The 18,383-nt window shown below is 69.2% G+C and carries 15 protein-coding genes and 1 pseudogene; 12 read left to right on the top strand and 4 right to left on the bottom strand.

Features of this window, described 5'->3' with window-relative positions:
• Positions 1-354: pseudogene (locus RM1_RS26590) on the bottom strand (RNA-guided endonuclease TnpB family protein); the annotation flags it as partial.
• Between the two features lie 90 nt (positions 355-444).
• Here RM1_RS26590 and RM1_RS05910 point away from each other — a divergent pair.
• The 7 genes from RM1_RS05910 to RM1_RS05880 all read left to right on the top strand — a co-directional run bounded on the left by RM1_RS05910 (position 445) and on the right by RM1_RS05880 (position 7,520).
• A complete protein-coding gene (locus tag RM1_RS05910; protein ID WP_072750415.1) occupies positions 445-1,446 on the top strand; it encodes a hypothetical protein in 1,002 nt (333 codons plus the stop codon).
• A gap of 57 nt (positions 1,447-1,503) precedes the next feature.
• Positions 1,504-1,851: a UBP-type zinc finger domain-containing protein gene (locus RM1_RS05905; protein ID WP_072750414.1), complete on the top strand. Its 348-nt coding sequence runs from the start codon at positions 1,504-1,506 to the stop codon at positions 1,849-1,851.
• Between the two features lie 49 nt (positions 1,852-1,900).
• On the top strand, positions 1,901-2,677 hold the full coding sequence (locus RM1_RS05900; protein WP_072750413.1) for a methyltransferase domain-containing protein: 777 nt from the start codon (positions 1,901-1,903) through the stop codon (positions 2,675-2,677).
• Positions 2,678-2,680: 3 nt separating this feature from the next.
• On the top strand, positions 2,681-3,463 hold the full coding sequence (locus RM1_RS05895; protein ID WP_072750412.1) for an HAD-IIA family hydrolase: 783 nt from the start codon (positions 2,681-2,683) through the stop codon (positions 3,461-3,463).
• A gap of 146 nt (positions 3,464-3,609) precedes the next feature.
• The gene (locus tag RM1_RS05890) at positions 3,610-4,110 is read left to right on the top strand and encodes a DUF6764 family protein (RefSeq protein WP_072750430.1); all 501 of its coding nucleotides are present in this window, start codon (positions 3,610-3,612) and stop codon (positions 4,108-4,110) included.
• Positions 4,111-4,332: 222 nt separating this feature from the next.
• The gene (groL, locus tag RM1_RS05885; protein WP_027501235.1) at positions 4,333-5,958 is read left to right on the top strand and encodes a chaperonin GroEL; all 1,626 of its coding nucleotides are present in this window, start codon (positions 4,333-4,335) and stop codon (positions 5,956-5,958) included.
• A gap of 548 nt (positions 5,959-6,506) precedes the next feature.
• A complete protein-coding gene (locus tag RM1_RS05880) occupies positions 6,507-7,520 on the top strand; it encodes an alpha/beta hydrolase (protein WP_072750429.1) in 1,014 nt (337 codons plus the stop codon).
• A gap of 112 nt (positions 7,521-7,632) precedes the next feature.
• Here RM1_RS05880 and RM1_RS05875 read toward each other — a convergent pair whose 3' ends face one another.
• A complete protein-coding gene (locus RM1_RS05875) occupies positions 7,633-8,061 on the bottom strand; it encodes a phage holin family protein (protein WP_072750411.1) in 429 nt (142 codons plus the stop codon).
• Between the two features lie 182 nt (positions 8,062-8,243).
• Here RM1_RS05875 and ppk2 point away from each other — a divergent pair, with 182 nt between their 5' ends.
• Both ppk2 and RM1_RS05865 read left to right on the top strand, forming a co-directional pair.
• The gene (gene ppk2 / locus RM1_RS05870) at positions 8,244-9,134 is read left to right on the top strand and encodes a polyphosphate kinase 2 (protein WP_072750410.1); all 891 of its coding nucleotides are present in this window, start codon (positions 8,244-8,246) and stop codon (positions 9,132-9,134) included.
• Positions 9,135-9,247: 113 nt separating this feature from the next.
• Positions 9,248-10,594 carry an anaerobic C4-dicarboxylate transporter gene (locus RM1_RS05865; RefSeq protein ID WP_072750409.1) on the top strand — a complete coding sequence of 449 codons (1,347 nt, stop codon included), beginning with the start codon at positions 9,248-9,250 and terminating at the stop codon, positions 10,592-10,594.
• Between the two features lie 10 nt (positions 10,595-10,604).
• Here the strand turns inward: RM1_RS05865 and RM1_RS05860 are convergent, their stop codons facing one another.
• Positions 10,605-11,717: an N-formylglutamate amidohydrolase gene (locus tag RM1_RS05860; RefSeq protein ID WP_072750408.1), complete on the bottom strand. Its 1,113-nt coding sequence runs from the start codon at positions 11,715-11,717 to the stop codon at positions 10,605-10,607.
• A gap of 45 nt (positions 11,718-11,762) precedes the next feature.
• On the opposite strand from RM1_RS05860, the gene RM1_RS05855 reads away from it, so the two are divergent.
• Together RM1_RS05855 and RM1_RS05850 are read left to right on the top strand one after the other, a co-directional pair.
• Complete coding sequence (locus RM1_RS05855) at positions 11,763-12,596, top strand: alpha/beta hydrolase family protein (RefSeq protein WP_083576553.1); 834 nt, start codon at positions 11,763-11,765, stop codon at positions 12,594-12,596.
• A 147-nt stretch (positions 12,597-12,743) separates the two neighbouring features.
• The gene (locus RM1_RS05850) at positions 12,744-15,167 is read left to right on the top strand and encodes a serine/threonine-protein kinase (RefSeq protein ID WP_083576552.1); all 2,424 of its coding nucleotides are present in this window, start codon (positions 12,744-12,746) and stop codon (positions 15,165-15,167) included.
• Here the strand turns inward: RM1_RS05850 and RM1_RS05845 are convergent.
• Positions 15,118-17,148 (bottom strand): prolyl oligopeptidase family serine peptidase, encoded by a 2,031-nt coding sequence (locus RM1_RS05845; RefSeq protein ID WP_072750407.1) that lies wholly within the window; start codon positions 17,146-17,148, stop codon positions 15,118-15,120. The two genes, RM1_RS05850 and RM1_RS05845, sit on opposite strands and share 50 nt — an antisense overlap.
• Positions 17,149-17,270: 122 nt before the next feature.
• On the opposite strand from RM1_RS05845, the gene RM1_RS05840 reads away from it, so the two are divergent.
• Positions 17,271-18,326, top strand: a complete 1,056-nt coding sequence (locus RM1_RS05840) for an alpha/beta hydrolase (protein ID WP_072750406.1) — start codon at positions 17,271-17,273, stop codon at positions 18,324-18,326.
• The last annotated feature ends 57 nt before the right edge of the window (positions 18,327-18,383 follow it).

Raw genomic sequence — 18,383 nt, 5'->3', positions numbered from 1 at the left:
ATCATGCAGGGAGAATCCCCGCACGGTGTACTCGAGCGAGGGAAGCGAGTTCTTTCGCGCCTTGAACGCCGGTCGCCCCCGGCCCTTCATCGTGAAGGAGTGTTCGAGACCCTGCGCGAATGTGCGCAGCGTCTGCTGTTGTGCGACCTGCGACCCGTCACGCAGCCACGTACTACGCGACCGCACTTGTGTGAGGAGCTTCGACAGCTTCGCGAACGTCAGCAGACTTCCCGACTTCTGCTGGTGGACAGCCTCATTCCACAGGAACCTGCATCGATGCCACTCAGCGGTCAGGGCCCGCTCCGCCTGCGCGCCGGGCCGCAACCGGTACGTGTACCGCACCACTTCCCCCACGCCCCGCAACGTAGCTGACACCACCGACAGAAAGGAGGACGGCGCGTCCTCTCCCTCGTGACCGAGGTAGTGATCGCGCCGAAATTTCCAATGACCACCTCGAACTCATTCCCCAAGGTCGGCTGGCTCCGGGCCCTCGCAGTAACCGGGCTGCCGCCCGCGCTCACCGCGGTTGGTGCGGTCTCCCTGATCGAGGCGTGGTCCGCGGAACTGCCTGACCCGGTCGCCGTGCACTTCGGCCCTGGTGGCGTGGCGGACCGGTTCGCATCGCAGGGCGCCGCGCGGTGGTCCCCGCTGATCGGCCTCGCGTTCGCGGTCGGCCTGTGCCTGATGCTGCTCCTGCTGACCCGGCGGGACCTGCGGTCGGCCCGGGTCGGTGCCGCGGTGGGGTCGGGAACCGGCGCGTTCGTCGCGGCCCTCCCGATCGCGCTGCTCGCCCCGCAGCGCGGACTGGCCGACGCCGCCGAGGCATCGCTGAGCGCCTGGTGGATCGCGCTGCCCGCGGGGCTGGGCCTGGCCGCGGCGGCGATCGGGTACGCGGCGTCGCCCGCGCCGGGACCCGCCACCGCGCACCGCCCGCCCAGCGAGGACGCCCCGTGCATCGCGCTGGCGGATGGCGAGAAGGTCGCCTGGTCCGGGTCGGCCGCGATGCCGCCCTGGCTGGCTGCCGTGGTCGGCGTGGTCCCCGTCGGGGTGGTGCTCGGGCTGGTCGCCTTCGGGTCGAGTTCGTTCGTCCTGGTGCTGGTGATCGCCGCGATCTCGGCCGCGCTGATGGCCCTGGTGCTGGCGCCGGTTCGCGTCACGGTCGACGCCGCCGGGCTGTCGGCGCGGACCCCGATCACCGGCAGGCCGACCCGCATCCCGCTCGACGAGATCGCGGAGGCCGACGTCGTCGCGGTCGGGACGTTCAACAGGTTCGGCGGTTTCGGCTACCGCGCAGGCCCCGACGGCACCGGGCTCATCGTCCGGCCCGGGCCCGCGCTGCGCATCACGCGCGGTGACGGTTCCCGGTTCACCGTCACCGTCGACGGCGCCGAGCAGGCCGCGGCGGTCGTCAACGCGCTCGCCGCCAAGGGGCGCGCGCGTCGCTGACTTCGCGGCATACTCGAGCCAGGGAACCGAACCCCTCGCACGCACGGGAGGATCACGATGACCGAGTTTGCCGGGATCGATCCGGGCGTCGCGCCGAGCGGGCCGGGTTGCGCCGAGTGCGACGCGGGCGGGGGCTGGTGGGTGCACCTGCGCCGATGTGCCCAGTGCGGGCACGTCGGGTGCTGCGACACCTCGCCTGCGCAGCACGCGAGCGCGCACGCGGCGGCGACAGGGCACCCGTTCATCCAGAGCTTCGAGCCGGGCGAGGACTGGTTCTGGAACTTCCAGACCGAGCAGATGTACGACGGGCCCGAGCTGGCCTCGCCGCGGCACCACCCGGTCGACCAGCCGGTGCCGGGCCCGGCGGGCCGGGTGCCCGCGGACTGGCAGGATCACGTCCATTAGCGTCGGCCGACCCGATCCGGACCGCGGGACCCCGCGGTCCGTTGGCGCGGTGCAGTGGGACCCGGCGCAGTACTCGCTGTTCGGGGCGGAGCGACGCCGGCCTTTCTTCGATCTGGTCGGTCAGGTCGGCGCCCTCGACCCGCGACGGGTCGTCGACCTCGGCTGTGGGCCGGGCACGCTGACCGTGACGTTGGCCGAGAAGTGGCCCGGCGCCACGGTGCTCGGCATCGACTCGTCGCCGGAGATGATCTCCGAGGCCGTCGCCGCCCACCGCCACGGACGCGTCGAGTTCGCGCTGGGCGGCGCTGAGGATTTCTCCGCCGCGGGGGTCGACGTGCTGGTGAGCAACGCACTGCTGCAATGGGTGCCGTCGCACCGCGAGTTGCTGGCGAGGTGGGCGGCCGAGCTCAACCCCGGCGGCTGGCTCGCCTTCCAGGTGCCCGCGAACTTCGGCTCGCCCTCGCACCGGTTGATGCGCGAGATCGCCGAGTCGCCGCGGTGGCGCGAACGACTCGGTGGGGTGCTGCGCCACGAGGGCCCGGTGGCCGAGCCTGCGGAGTATCTCGAGTTGCTGCTGGGCGCCGGACTGCGGGTCGCGGTCTGGCGGACCGAGTACCAGCACCTGCTTCCTGGTCCCGATCCCGTGCTGGAGTGGGTTCGCGGGACCGGATTGCGGCCGGTCCTCGATCGGCTGTCGGCCGCCGAGACGGCGGTCTTCGAGGCGGATTACGGGGCCCGTCTGCGGCATGCGTATCCGCGCGGCCCGTTCGGGACCGTCTTCCCCTTCCTGCGGACCTTCGTGGTCGCGGAGAAGCCGGGCGCGTGAACCGTGGCCGCGGTCGAGGGCGTGCTGTTCGACATCGACGGGGTGCTGGTCACCTCCTGGCAACCGCTCGCAGGCGCCGCGGAGGCCCTCGCGACCGTCCGCGACCGTGGGATCGCGCGTGCCTTCCTCACCAACACCACCTCGAGGACGCGGGCCGAGATCGCGGCCGCCCTGCGTGATTGCGGCATGGCGGTGGACGCCGACGAGATCGTCACGGCCGCCGCACTCACCGCCGAGCACCTTCGCTCGGTGCACCAGGGGGAGCGCTGTCTGCTGATCAACCACGGCGACATCGCCGGCGACATGACGGGCGTGGAGTTCGACGCCGAACGGCCGGAGGTGGTGGTGCTCGGCGGGGCCGGGCCCGAGTTCGACCACGCCGCGCTGAGCCGGGTGGTGGAGCTGATGCTCGACGGGGTGCCGGTGGTCGCGATGCAGGGCGGACTGACCTGGGCCACCGCGGAGGGCATCCGCATCGACACCGGGGCCTACCTGCCGGGGCTCGAGGCTGCGGGCAACGCCCGCATCACCGTGGTCGGCAAGCCCTCGCCGACCGGGTTCCTCGCGGCCGCAGGGCTGATGGGGACCCCGCCGGAGCGGACGGTGATGATCGGCGACGATCTCCAGAACGACGTGCTGGCGGCCCAGCGCGCAGGATTCGTCGGGGTGCTGGTGCGTACCGGCAAGTTCCGGCAGTCCGTCCTCGAGGCGGCCGAGACCGCCCCAGGGCATGTGCTCGACTCGGTCGCGGACCTTCCCGGACTGCTCGCCGAGCTGCGGGACTGAGGCCGCCGACGCCACCCCGATCGGCCCACACGAAACCGGTGCCGAATCGAGATCTGTCGATCCGGTTGTTGCCGGGCGAGTCTTGGGTACCGTCGCGTCGGTATCCGTTCGCTCTGCTATCGAGGAGTTCCGTGTCGATTCAGCTCATGCCCCGCGTCCACAGCCTTATTCCGTCGATCACCCGCGCGGGCGCGAGTCTGGCGGTCGGCGTCGCGATCGCGGGGGGCATGGCGGTCGCCGGCTCCGGCGTCGCCTCCGCCGCGCAGGTCGGTTGCGCCTCGCCGCCGTCGGCGAACGACATCAGGGTCATCGGTGACGCGAGCTGCGGCGCCACCGCCACCGTCGGGAACGCCGGGGCGACCGCGATGGACAGCGGGACCGCGGTGAGCGTGGCCAACGGCGGATCCGCGAACAGCCTCGCGACCGGCTTCGGGGTCGCGCTCAGTTCCTCGCGCGACGCGGGCGCCGCCCATGCGTTCGCCATCGGCGGCGGCATCTCGCACTCGAACGCCTCGAACGGCCACACCACCATCTCGGTGGCGGGCTGGGGTTCGGGGGCGACCGCGGAGGCGTCCGGCGTCAAGTGCGTCGGCCCGCTGTCCTTCGCCGTGAACCTGAACACCGGCGCCGTCTGCGCGATGCGCTGACCCACCCGTCCCGACCTTGCACTCGCCACCCCTGAGTGCTAAAAAGGCACTTGGCACTCGCGTCATGCGAGTGCCAGGTCGGGACGGTGAGATCGGGATCCCATCGACACCCCTGGTCGTCCGTCGCGGGCGCCGAGCCTGGCCGTAGGCGTAAATGCGTCATGAGGCGACCCGACGAGCGGTCGCCTGGTGTGTCACCCCAATCCGGAGGATCACTTCGCAATGGCCAAGATCATCGCGTTCGACGAAGAGGCCCGTCGCGGTCTCGAGCGTGGCCTGAACAGCCTCGCCGACGCAGTCAAGGTGACGCTGGGACCCAAGGGTCGCAACGTCGTCCTGGAGAAGAAGTGGGGCGCCCCCACGATCACCAACGATGGCGTGTCCATCGCCAAGGAGATCGAGCTCGAGGACCCCTACGAGAAGATCGGCGCCGAGCTGGTCAAGGAGGTCGCCAAGAAGACCGACGACGTCGCCGGCGACGGAACCACCACCGCCACCGTGCTCGCCCAGGCTCTCGTTCGTGAGGGCCTCCGCAACGTCGCGGCGGGCGCCAACCCGCTCGGCCTCAAGCGCGGCATCGAGAAGGCCGTCGAGGCCGTCACCGCCCGCCTGCTCGACACCGCCAAGGAGGTCGAGACCAAGGAGCAGATCGCTGCCACCGCCGGTATCTCGGCTGGCGACTCGTCCATCGGTGAGCTCATCGCCGAGGCCATGGACAAGGTCGGCAAGGAAGGCGTCATCACGGTCGAGGAGTCCAACACCTTCGGCCTGCAGCTCGAGCTCACCGAGGGCATGCGCTTCGACAAGGGCTTCATCTCGCTGTACTTCGCGACCGATGCCGAGCGTCAGGAAGCCGTCCTCGAGGACGCGTACATCCTGCTCGTGAGCTCCAAGATCTCCACGGTCAAGGACCTGCTGCCGCTGCTGGAGAAGGTCATCCAGTCCGGCAAGCCGCTGGTCATCATCGCCGAGGACGTCGAGGGCGAGGCCCTGTCCACCCTGGTGGTCAACAAGATCCGTGGCACCTTCAAGTCGGTCGCCGTCAAGGCCCCCGGCTTCGGTGACCGCCGCAAGGCGCAGCTCGCCGACATCGCCATCCTCACCGGTGGCGAGGTCATCAGCGAAGAGGTCGGCCTCTCCCTGGAGACCGCCGGACTCGAGCTGCTCGGCCGCGCCCGCAAGGTCGTCGTCAGCAAGGACGAGACCACCATCGTCGAGGGTGCAGGCGACGCCGACGCCATCGCCGGTCGCGTCAACCAGATCCGCGCCGAGATCGAGTCCTCGGATTCGGACTACGACCGCGAGAAGCTGCAGGAGCGCCTGGCCAAGCTGGCCGGTGGCGTCGCCGTCATCAAGGCGGGCGCCGCGACCGAGGTCGAGCTCAAGGAGCGCAAGCACCGCATCGAAGATGCCGTGCGCAACGCCAAGGCCGCCGTCGAGGAGGGCATCGTCGCCGGTGGTGGCGTGGCCCTGCTGCAGTCCGCCCCCGCGCTGGACGACCTGAAGCTCGAAGGCGACGAGGCCACCGGTGCGAACATCGTTCGTGTCGCCCTCGAGGCCCCGCTCAAGCAGATCGCGTTCAACGCAGGCCTCGAGCCCGGCGTCGTCGCGGAGAAGGTTCGCAACCTGCCCGCAGGCCACGGCCTGAACGCCGCGACCAACGAGTACGGCGACCTGCTCGAGGCCGGCATCAACGACCCGGTCAAGGTCACCCGCTCGGCGCTGCAGAACGCGGCCTCGATCGCGGCTCTGTTCCTCACCACCGAGGCCGTTGTCGCCGACAAGCCGGAGAAGGCCGGAGCGCCCGTTGGCGATCCGACCGGCGGCATGGGCGGCATGGACTTCTAGTCCACAGCCACACCAGTTCCACCCGGCGGGGCCCGGGTCACCCGAAAGGGTGGCCCGGGCCCCGCTCGTAGGCGTGGTACCTGCGGAAACACGTTGTTCACCCGAGCGACCAACGTAGGTCACCGATCTGGACGCTCGGTCCGCTATCTTCGTTTGCTGTGGCGAGGGGTCACACGCAGTTTCTGCGATAGGTCAATCTTCTTGGAGGATCACATGGGTTCCATCAGCACCATCATCTCGCTCATCGAGCTCTACCAGCTGCTGAGCAAGTTCAGCTGATCCCCCGAGCAGGCGGCCGGACTCCCGAGGGAGTCCGGCCGCCCGTCTGCTGTTATGGCCAGTTTCGCCAATTTCCGAGACAGTCGTACGCGTTCCGGGTGACACTGTCGGCGCGGGATCGCTGACCACGCAGGCGCTGTGCCTGCGTAAGATCACCCGCAGCAAGCCGAGGGTCCATGCGTACCAGCGCGTGGACCCCCGTTCTGTAGAGAAGTACCGAACACCAACCGATCTCGGCCCATAGACAGTCAGGTGCACCACACATGAGCATGCTTCGTCGATCCGGCGCCCGCACGGCGCGGCTGGCCGCGGCCGCAGCGGCCCTGATGATCCTTCCCCTGGTCGGCGCGGGCGGGCTCGCCACGGCCGCACCCGCGGCTGAGCAGTCCGCCTCGAAGGTCGAGCGGGTCGAGGGCAGCGGGCGTCAGGTGACCGCGTACGTGTACTCGGCGTCGATGGACAAGACCATCCCGGTCAAGGTTCAGCGCCCGATGGACTCCAGCGCGCCGAGGCCGACCCTGTACCTGCTCAACGGCGCGGGCGGCGGCGAGGATTCGGCCACCTGGCAGCGTCGCACGGATGTCGCGACCTTCTTCGCGGACAAGAACGTGAACGTGGTGACCCCGGTCGGTGGCGCCTTCAGCTACTACACCGACTGGCAGAAGGACGACCCGAAGCTCGGCAAGAACAAGTGGACGACCTTCCTGACCAAGGAACTGCCGCCGCTGATCAACTCCGAGTTCAAGACCAACGGCGTGAACTCGATGGCGGCCATCTCCATGACCGGCACCTCGGTGCTCAACCTGGCGATCGCGGCCCCCGGCCTCTACAAGAGCGTGGCCTCCTACAGCGGCTGCGCCGAGACCAGCACCGACATGGGCCGGGCCTACATCAAGATGGTCGTCGAGTCGCGGGGCGGCGCCAAGGTCGAGAACATGTGGGGCGCGAAGAACGACGCGGCCTGGGTGGCGAACGACCCGGTCGTCAATGCCGAAAAGCTGCGCGGCACCCAGCTCTACATCTCCTCCGGCAACGGACTGCCGGGAGCGCACGACAACCTGGAGGAGACCGGCGGCATCTCCGGTCTCGCCAACCAGGCGCTGCTCGGCGGCGTGATCGAGGGCGCGACCCTGATCTGCACCAACAACCTGTCCAAGCGGCTCGGTGAGCTCGGCATCCCGGCCGTCGTCGACTTCCGGCCGAACGGCACCCACTCGTGGGGCTACTGGCAGGACGACCTCCACAAGTCGTGGCCGATGCTGGCCGCATCGATCGGTCTCTAACAGGCCCGACAGCACTGGCGACAACGACGGCGCCGATCTCGCGGAGTACGCGGGGTCGGCGCCGTCTTGTCGTCGGGGGCGGGGTCTGCCCCCGACGAGGCGATCGGTCGAACTAGTTGCCGGCGGCCTTGTGCCTGCCCGGCCTCGTGCTCGACTCGAGCTTGTCGTCGAGTTCGTCGTAGACGACCGAGCCGATCCAGATGATCAGCGTCGCCCACACCCAGGTCCAGAAGCCCCGGATCTGGAAGTCGTTCGTCAGCAGCACCACGATGAGTAGGACGAGGTACGTCGCGACCAGGTTGACGACCCAGGTGTAGGCGCGCAGTCCCGGCACCGTGCTCAGCAGACGGGTGAGGACCGGCTTGACGAACAGCGTGGCCAACGTGAACAGGATCGTGCCGACGATGAACCACAGGGGATAGGAAATGTGGAACGGGCCGAGGACCAGATCGGCGATCCAGAGCAGGACACCGTTCGCGACCAGTGCGGTCAGGATGCGGGGGACCCAGAGCTTGGTTGGGGCCGGACTCGAGGTGGTCATGTCGCCAGGATGAGCTTCGTCGACGGGTGCGATCGGGCTTTTGTCGGCGACTCAATTGATTGATGCACCTACGTTATCCGTCTGTTACTGGATCAGGTGAGATCGTGGACCGCGCCGAGGCGTGGTGAAAGCGTTCACCCGGGCGACACCGCGCCGACGAGCGCGGCGGTTACCGTCCGCGGATGACCGAATTCGACCACTCAGTGGATCTCGCCGACACCTCCGCGTTCACGGTCCTGGATGACGATGACGACGACCCGATCCTGGTCGGCGCGGCGGACGGTCGGGCCGTCGACACCTGGCGCGAGGGGTATCCGTACGCGGACCGGATGGAGCGCGCCGAGTACGAGATGGCGAAGCGACTGCTGCAGATCGAATTGCTCAAACTGCAGAACTGGTCCAAGGCGACCGGGCGCAGACACGTGATCGTGTTCGAGGGTCGGGACGCGGCGGGCAAGGGCGGCACCATCAAGCGGTTCACCGAGCACCTGAACCCAAGGGGCGCGCGGGTGGTGGCCCTCGAGAAGCCGTCCGCTCGTGAACAGGGCCAGTGGTACTTCCAGCGGTACGTCGAGCACCTGCCCGCGGCGGGTGAGCTCGTCCTCTTCGACCGCTCCTGGTACAACCGCGCGGGTGTCGAGCGGGTGATGGGCTTCTGCAACGACGACCAGCACGCGCGCTTCCTGCGCCAGGCCCCGCTCTTCGAACAGATGCTCGTCGACGAGGGGATCAGCCTGACCAAGCTGTGGTTCTCGGTGTCCAGGAACGAGCAGCGCACCCGGTTCGCGATCAGGCAGGTGGACCCGGTCCGGCAGTGGAAGCTCTCCCCGATGGACCTTGCGTCGCTGGACAAGTGGGAGTCGTACACGGCCGCCAAGGAGCAGATGATCCGGTTCACCGACACCGACATCGCGCCGTGGACCGTCGTGAAGAGCAACGACAAGAAGCGCGCCAGGATCAACGCCATGCGGCATGTGCTCAGCCGCTTCGACTACGAGAACAGGGACGACGAAGTGGTCGGGACCCCGGATCCGCGCATCGTCTGTCGCGCGCGAGACTCCTTGGGGGACTGACCGGCCCGAGCTCGGCGGGAGATCCCACAGATTCCGTCGGGCGCGCCGTAGCATCACCGGAACCAATGTTTGACACAACGAATGTTCTCCATGGATAGGCGAGGTGGACCTGCGTGGATGCGCTGAAGATCGCCCTGGAACTGATCGTGGTGCTCGGCGCCATCGTGATGGGCACCCGCTCCAGCGGTGTGGCACTTGGCCTGTGGGGCGGCGCGGGTGTGGCTGTGCTGGTCTTCGTGTTCCGGGAGGACGTGGGCAGCCCGCCGGTCGACGCGCTGCTGATCATCCTGTCGGTCGTGCTGGCGTCGTCGATGATGCAGGCGGCGGGCGGCATCGACTGGATGGTGACGATCGCGGCGAAACTGATCTCCAAGCGCCCCAAGCAGATCACGCTGATCGCACCGCTGGTCTCGTTCCTGTTCGCGGTCGGCGCCGGCACCTCGAACATCCTGTACCCGCTGCTGCCGGTCATCTACGACGCGTCGTATCGCAACGGTGTCCGGCCCTCGCGCCCGCTCTCGCTCTCCGTCGTGGCGACCGGCGTGGCCCTGGCCTGTAGCCCGGTCTCGGCGGCGATGGCGGCGATGGTCACCCTCACCGATGTCGAGCCGTACAACTTCGAGCTGATCGACATCATCAAGATCACGCTGCCCGCCGCGATCGTCGGCATCGTGCTGTCCTCGATGGTCGTGAACCGACTGGGCAAGAACATCGCCGACGATCCGGAGATCCAGGCCCGGATCGCGTCCGGTGAGCTCCTCGCTCCCTCGGCCGCATCAGCGAACGGCCCCGGTGCGGTCGAGCTGAAGTCGACCACTCAGGGTCGCAATGCCGCCATCATCTTCCTGCTCGGCGTCGCCGCGATCGTGATCTTCGGTCTGTTCAAGCAGATTCGACCGGAAGCGGCAGACGGCTCGCCGATGGGTATGACGCCGATCATCGAGATGATGATGTTTCTGGTCGGCACGCTGATCCTGCTGGTGTGCCGCCCGAACGTGGCGGACGTCCCTGGCTCGACGGTCTTCAAGGCGGGCATGGTCTCGGCCATCGCGCTGTTCGGTCTGGCCTGGCTCACCGACACCTTCATCAGCGCCCATCAGGAGCTGATCACCAACACCGTCGGTGACTGGGTCGACGCCGCGCCCTGGATCTTCGCGCTCGGTGTCTTCCTGGTCTGTGTGCTCACCACCAGTCAGTCGACGGCGACCAGGACCATCGTGCCGATCGGCCTGGCGGCGGGACTCGCTCCCGGGCTGCTCACCGGCATGTGGGCGGGCGCCTTCGCGGGCATCTACCTGTTGCCCACCAACGGATCACAGATCGCGGCCGCCAACTTCGACGAGTCGGGCAGCACCAAGCTCGGCACCAAGCTGGTCGACCACTCGTTCTTCATCCCGACGATCGTGTTGGCGATCACCACCATCGCGGCAGGCATGGTGTTCGGGATCGTCCTGGGCTGACCGGCCTCGGCTATCGGCGGTTCCGGTACCCGTCCCAGCTTGCCTTGCACGCGTGGGCGAGCATGTCCACCCGGTCGGCGTCCGGCTCCGGCCAGCCGACGCCCGGCCGCATCAGTTCCGCGGTGAGGTCGGGACCGAGCAGGAATTCGCGCCTGAACTCCGCCTGGACCGCGCCGAGCGCCACCCCCACGGCGGCGGCCCGGGACCCGAGCTCGCGGAATCGTGCACCCGCGGTGATGATCTCGTGGCTGCCCAGGTACGGCTGGTTCAGCATGACGGCGGTCGGGTCGGCCACCTCGAAGCCCGCCCTGTGTGCCTGGGCCAGCGCGCGGACGGCCTGCGGGGCCATGCTCACCGGGTTGTCGCCGCGCGGATCTCCCTGGTCGTCCCCGCGGTTCGACAACGCCACCACATCGGGTAGTCGGTCGGCCTCGGCGCGCTCGACGTTCACCGCGCCGTCCCTGGTGGTGGTGTGGTTCATCGTGTCGTGGAAGGAGAGTGTGGTGAACTCGACCGGCCCGGTTGACTTCTCGGCGCGCTCGAAGGCGAGCGCCACCATCCGCTCGATGAGGTCGTCGCGGGTCCGCTCGTAGACGTCGAGCCCGCGGGAGGCGACCTCGGCGAAGGTGTCGGCGAGCCGGTGCAGGCCGGCGTCGTCGGCCGGCTCGCGCAGCAGCGGATAAAAGGAGAACGTCACGGGGCGGATGGCGTCGACCCCGCTCAGGTCGGCCTTGTTCCCCTTGCCCGCGGCGCGGACCCGAGCGAACGCCTCCCGCAGGGTGGCGTACAGGTCCTCGGGGCGTGCGCGATTCGGGTCGCGCACCATCCGGGGGTGCGGGTTCTCCACGTAGACGATGCGGGGGTCGATCTCCGCCCAGCGCCGCACCACCGGGCTGGTGGAGCAGTCGGTGAAGTCGAACTGCAACCGGCGGGTGAACTCGGGCGCGAGGAACTCGCCGAGCTCCTCGGGGATGGCGGCCCCCGAATGTGGGCAGCTGACAAGCAGATCGGCCTCGGCGAGCGCCTGGTCGAGGCTGCGGCGGCCGCGGTCCGCGTAGAAGATCAGGTCGTCCGGGGCGAACACGGTGCCTGCGGGCAGGAACAGCGGATCAGCGGTTGCCATGTCCGAACCCTATCGGCAGGCGCCGCGGCGAGAGAGTATTGGACCGTGGACACCATTCCGATTCAGATGCCCGACGGCACCACCATTGCGGTACGGCTGTTCGCAGGCCGGGAGGCGGCGCCGGTGGTGGTGATCTTCCCGGGGCTCGGCGTGCCGGGTGGGTTCTACGACCCGGTCGCCGAGGCGCTGGTCGCACACGGTTTCAACGCGGCGATCGGCGAGCTCCGCGGACAGGGCGACAGCAGGCCCCGGCCGGGCGCGGACAGCAGCTACGGGTACCAGGAGCTGGCGTCCGTCGACTATCCGGCGACCTTCGAGGTGGTGCGGGAGCGGTTCCCGGACAGCACGCCCTACCTGCTCGGTCACAGCATGGGCGGCCAGTTGGGGGTGATGTACGCGGCAAGGGCAAGGGGAAAGCTCGGTGGGCTGATCCTGGTTGCGTCCGGTTCGCCGTACCACCGCGGGCACGGGATGGTCCGCGGCGCGGCCTTGCTGGCCGGATCGGCGGCGATGTCGGTGACGGCGAACGTCGCCGGGTTCTGGCCGGGGGACCGGTTGGACGTGGGCGGGTTCGGCAGGCAGTCGAAGGTGCTGATCGGTGACTGGTCCAGGTTCGCGCGCACCGGCACCATCGAACCAACGGGGGCCGACATCGATTACGAGGAGCGGATCGGCCGGCTGACCCTGCCGGTGCTGTCGATCTCCATGGAGGACGACGACCTGGCGCCGCGGCAGGCGATCAAGAACCTGGTCGCGAAGCTGCCGAGGGCGGACCTGACCACCTGGCATCAGCCGGAGCCGCTGGGCCACAACGGTTGGATCCGCAGCCCGGAGGGCACCGTCGGCCGCATCGTGGAGTGGCTGCGCGACCGCGCCTGACCCGCCGAGTGTGCACCTACCGTCCGTTCCACTCGCGCGATGTACCCGTAACTGCACACTCGGCGGGGATACCCTGGATGTGATCACCGCTCGATGTGATCACCACGACCCGCCCGCACCGTGCGGTCGGCTCGGAACCGATCCGCCATGGATGAACCCGTTCGCCCGAGTGACGCGACGATGGCAAGCGGGCCGCTGACCGAGGTGGCCCCCGATTCCGTCGTGCACGCGAGCTCGGCCGTGTCCGGCACCGCCGGCACCCGCCCGGAATCGGGGCTCGTCGTCGACACCGGTGTGCGGCGCCTGGTCGCCGACTGGGAGGCGACCAGGTCCCCGTCCGACCTGTCGGACTACCTGCCGGACGCGGCCGCGATCCGGCGGGCGGCACTGATCGACCTGATCATGGTCGACCTCGAGTACCGGTGGTTGCGCGGCGGCCAGCCGAAACGTATCGCCGACTACTGCCGGGAGTTCCCCGAGTTGCTCGCGGAGCCGCTGCCGCCCGAGCTCGTGTACGAGGAATACCGGGTGCGCCGCGCGAGCGGGGCGAACGTCGAGCCGGAGGAGTACACGCGCGGCTTCCCTCAGCAGGCCGACCGGTTCGAATGGCTGCGCGAGCACGATCTGCCGGGACACCGCGGCTCGCCCGACCCGATCGACCTGCCCGAGAGCGCCGAGTTCGCGGTCGGGCAGCAGCTGGACGACTTCGAGTTGTTGGCGGAGCTCGGACGCGGTGCGTTCGCCAGGGTGTTCCTGGCCCGGCAGCTGTCGATGCGGCGCCCAGCGGCGCTGAAGATCTCCCGCAACGTCGGCATCGAGCCACAGACCCTCGCCCAGCTCGACCACCCGTACATCGTCCGGGTCTTCGACCAGCGGCTGTTCGAGGATCGGCAGGTGCGGGTGCTGGTCATGGAGTACGTGTCCGGTGGCACGCTGCTCGACGTGGTCAAGCTCGTCCGCGCGACCGCGCCGGAGCACAGGACCGGTCAGCTGCTGCTGGACTCGATCGACAAGGTCCTCGCGCGCAAGGGGGAGGTCGGGCCGAGCGAGTCGAGCGTGCGCGCCGAGATCGCGACGCTGTCGTGGCCGGAGACCGTGGCGTGGATCGGACTGCGACTGGCCGACGCGCTCGAGTACGCGTGCGCCCACGGTGTGCTGCACCGCGACATCAAGCCGGCCAACGTGCTGCTGAGCGTCGAGGGCGTCCCGAAGCTCGCCGACTTCAACGTCAGCTCCAGCGATAGCGTCGACCCGGCTGGCCGCTCCGGCTTCGTCGGCGGGTCGGTCGCGTACATGGCACCCGAGCAGTTGGCCGCGGTATCCCCGGAGTCGGCCGCGAGCGCGGCGCCGGTCGACACCCGCAGCGACATCTACGCGCTCGGGGTGATGCTGTGGGAGTTGCTGACCGGGGTCCGTCCGTTCGAGGATGCCCCCTCAGCCGGGTCACAGGTGTCGCCGGACGAGGTGCTCGCGATCCGGCGTCGCGGGGTCGATCCCGATGCCAGGGCCCGGCTCCCGGACGACTGCCCGGCCGCCCTGCGCCGCGTCCTGATGACGTCCCTCGCCTTCGATCCCGCCGACCGATGGTCGAGCGGCCGCAAGCTGGCACGCCAGTTCGCGCTGTGCCTGGATCCCCACGCCCGCGACCTCGTCGATCCGCGTCCGGGGAGTTGGCGGTCGACGCTGTCGCGGTGGTCGCTCCCGATCCTGCTGGCCGCGATCGGCATCCCGAACCTGCTGGCCGCGGGCTACAACTACTACTACAACAAGGCGCTGATCATCTCCGCCCTCTCACCCGAGGCCCAGAACCATCTCGAGCAGGTTCACCTGCTGGTCGGCGGGCTGGCCTTCCCGCTCGGCGCGTTCCTCATCCTCTACTGGTGCCGGCTCGCGCTGAGCGTCCCGCGCGGCCTGCGGATGGGGCAGCGGTACGACCCCGAGGTCCTGGCCAGGGCGCGCACCGCGACCCTGAACCTGGGGCACCGCGCCGTCGTGGTCGCCTTCGTGCTCTGGGTGGTGGCCGGGGTCGGCTATCCGATCGCCCTGCAGGCCGCGGCGGGCGGCATTCCGCCGCAGGCCTATTCGCACCTGATCGCCTCGCTCGCGGTCTGCGGGGCCGTTGCCGTCGCGTACCCGTTCTTCATCCTCACCTTCTACGCGGTGCGCTGCGTGTACCCGATCCTGTTGTCGCACGGGGAGATCGGCAGCGCCGACGGTGCCGACCTGCGGGCGCTCGGCCGGATCACCACCCGCTACGTCGCGGTGGCGGCGTCGGTCCCGCTGGTGGGCGTCGCCGGACTCAGCTTCGTCGGGGCCGAGCCCGGCAACGCGGTCAACGGGACCGTCCGCGCGCTGTGCATCGGCGGCATCATCGCGTTCATCGGTGTGTACCAACTGTTCCGGTGGATCGAGGGCGACCTGCGGGCCCTGACCCGGGTGGTCTCCCTCGGCGGCGCCCGCGGCTACGCCGCCGAGATCGAGGCGCCGGAATCCGTCCAGACGCCCCGGTACGTGCGTCCCGTCAGCGCGCCAGCTGTGCCCAGAGGAACGAGAACGTCAGCGCCGTCTTGAACGCCAGCTGGGCGTTGTCGGACGCACCGCCGTGTCCGCCCTCGATGTTCTCGTAGTACCAGGTGCGGTGCCCCTGTTCCTCGAGTCGCGCCGCCATCTTCCTGGCGTGGCCGGGGTGCACCCGGTCGTCCCGCGTCGACGTCGCGATCAGGATCGGCGGATACGACGCCTCCGCATCGGTGTTCTGGTACGGCGAGTACCGGGAGATGTACTCCCATTCGGCGGGGTCGTCGGGGTCGCCGTACTCCGCCATCCAGGACGCGCCAGCCAGCAGCAGGTGATAGCGGCGCATGTCCAGCAGCGGCACCTGGCAGACGATGGCGCCGAACAGCTCCGGGTAGCGGGTGAGCATCACACCCATCAGTAGCCCGCCGTTGCTGCCGCCCTGGGCGCCCAGCTGGGCGGCGGTGGTGATCCCGCGTTCGACGAGGTCCCGCGCGACGGCGGCGAAGTCCTCGAAGACCTTGTGCCGTCCGGCCTTCAGCGCCTGCGTGTGCCACTCGGGCCCGTACTCGCCGCCGCCGCGGATGTTGGCGACCACATAGGTGCCGCCCCGCTCCAGCCAGGCCAGGCCGGTCGCACCGCTGTACGTCGGGGTCATCGAGTTCTCGAAACCGCCGTAGCCGTACAGCAGGGTCGGCCCAGGGGAGGCGTCCCTCCCGCGCACCACGAAGTAGGGGATCCGGGTGCCGTCCTCGGACACCGCGAAGTGCTGAGCGACCGTGAGCGAGTCCGCGTCGAAGAACGACGGCGCCTGCTTGAGCACCTCGATCTGCTCGCCGACCGTGCCGTGCAGCAGCGTCGCGGGCGTGAGGTACCCGCTCGAGTTGAGGAAGAACTCGTCGCCCTCGACCGGATCCACGTCGAGCACGTCGGTGGTGGTGAGCTCGGAGATCCCCTCGAGGGGCAGGTCCGTCCAGCCGCCGGGGCCCGGCGTCCGCACCCGCAGGCGGGTCTGCACGTCGGACAGCGTCACCAGCAGGAGGTGGTTGCGGGTCCACACGTACTGCTCGAGCGAGGTGTGGGCGTCGGGCTCGAAGAGCACGGTCAGGTCGCGAGATCCGGCGAGGTAGTCGTCGTACCTGGCGGCCAGCAGGGTGCCGGCCTGGTACTCGTGCCCGGCGACGGACCAGGCGGACCTGGTGCGGATCAGCAGCCACTCCCGATGCACCGAGACGCCGGCATCCTCGGGCGTCTCGATCCGCACCAGGGTGCCGTCCTCCATCAATTGGAAACGCCTGGAGTTGTAGAAGTCGATGGACCGCTCGACGAAACTGCGCTCGAAACCGGGGGTGCGGTCGTACCAGGCGGACACCGCGACGTCGGTCTGCTCGCCCTCGAACACGGTGACGGCCTCGGCGATGTCGGTGCCGCGGGTCCAGCGCTTGGCGACCCTCGGGTAGCCGGAATCGGTGAGCGAGCCGGGTCCGAGGTCGGTGCCGACGTACACCGTGTCCACGTCGATCCAGCTGATGTCGGTCTTGGCCTCCGCCAGGAAGAAGCCGCCGTCGGACGGTTCGACCCAGCGGCGTCGCTCCAGATCGAATTCGCGGGTCACCGTGGCGTCGGCGCCACCCCTCGACAGGCTGACCAGTGCGCGCTCCTGGCCGGGGCGCAGCACCTGCGCGCCGGACCAGACCCAGTTCTCGCCGTCGCGCTCGGCGAGCTCGTCCACGTCGACCAGCACGTCCCAGTCCGGGGCGTCGGTGCGGTACTCGGCCATCGTCGTCCGTCGCCAGAGGCCGCGGACGTGCGCGGAGTCGCGCCAGAAGTTGTAGAGGTACTTGCCGCGGAGCCGGACGTACGGGATGCGGGCGTCGGTGTCGAACACCGCCCGGATCCGGCCCTGCAGGTCCTCGAACCCGGCGTTCTCGGTGAATTCGCCGGTGGTGCGGTCGTTGCGTTCGCGCACCCAGTCCAGCGCGGGCTCGGCGGTGACGTCCTCGAGCCAGAGGTAGGGGTCGTGCAGGTCGGAAGCCATTGCTCATTGATACCCCGGACCGGGAAACCGCGCTGGTATGGCACCCCCGCGGGTGGTAAGAATGACCTCCGGTGTCGACCGGCACAGACCGCGGCCGCGGCCGAGACGAGAGAGTCACAACCATGCCCCCCGCTGCACATCTGCGTTCCCCACGAGCGTGGCAGTCGCTCGCCACCGTGGTCCTGGCGGCCGCCGTCCCGATGGTGAGCACCGGCTTCGTCGCGACGGCGGGGGCGCCGGCACCGGCCGCGCAACGGCCGGACAACGCCTCACGCCTGGTGTCCGACGTCGCCGGCCCCGGCCAGAAGCGATCCATCTCGGTGTACTCCGCGTCGATGGACAAGGAGATCCCGCTCGACGTGCTCCGTCCGAAGGACACCAGCACCCCGGCACCGACGCTCTACCTGCTCAACGGCACCGGTGGGGGCACCGGCAAGGTCACGTGGGAGCAGCAGACGGACATCGCGGAGTTCTTCGCGGGCAAGCACGTCAACGTGGTCACACCGCAGGCCGGATTCGCGTCCTACTACACCGATTGGCTGAAGGACGACCCCGTTCTCGGGCGCAACAAGTGGACGACCTTCCTGACCAAGGAACTCCCGCCGATCATCGATGCGCACTTCGGCGCGAACGGGGAGAACGCGATCACCGGGATGTCGATGTCCGGGACCTCCGTGCTCAGTCTCGCGATCTCGGCGCCCGGTCTCTACAACAGCGTCGCCTCCTTCAGCGGATGCGCGATGACGAGCGATCCGGTCGGCCAGCGGTATGTCGAGCTGGTGGTGGAGAACCGGGGCAAGGGCAATTCCGAGAACATGTGGGGGCCGAAGTCCGGGCAGGGTTGGAAGGACAACGACCCGTTCGTCAATGCGGAGAAGCTCAGGGGCGTGCCGATGTACATCGCCAGCCGCACCGGTGCACCCGGGCAGTACGACACGTTCGACAATCCCCGAGTCGAGGGCAACCCCGTCGTGCTCGCGAACCAGATCGTCGTGGGTGGGGTCATCGAGGCCGCGACGAACGAGTGCACCCACAGGCTGTCCGACCGTCTCGACGCGCTCGGCATCCCGGCGACATTCGCGTTCGAGCCCACCGGATCGCACTCGTGGGGCTACTGGCAGGACGATCTCCACAAGGCCTGGCCGATGCTCGCGCGTTCGATGAACCTGGAGCCGTAGCACCTCCGCGACCCACCGTCACGACGGCGACCACCTAGACGACGAGAGCGGCCCCGC

This window comes from Rhodococcus maanshanensis NBRC 100610, from assembly GCF_001894865.1.
In the GTDB taxonomy this organism is placed as follows: domain Bacteria; phylum Actinomycetota; class Actinomycetes; order Mycobacteriales; family Mycobacteriaceae; genus Rhodococcus_G; species Rhodococcus_G maanshanensis.
The sequence above is the reverse complement of the archived record's forward strand: the minus strand, read 5'-3'. Positions and strand labels throughout refer to the sequence as shown.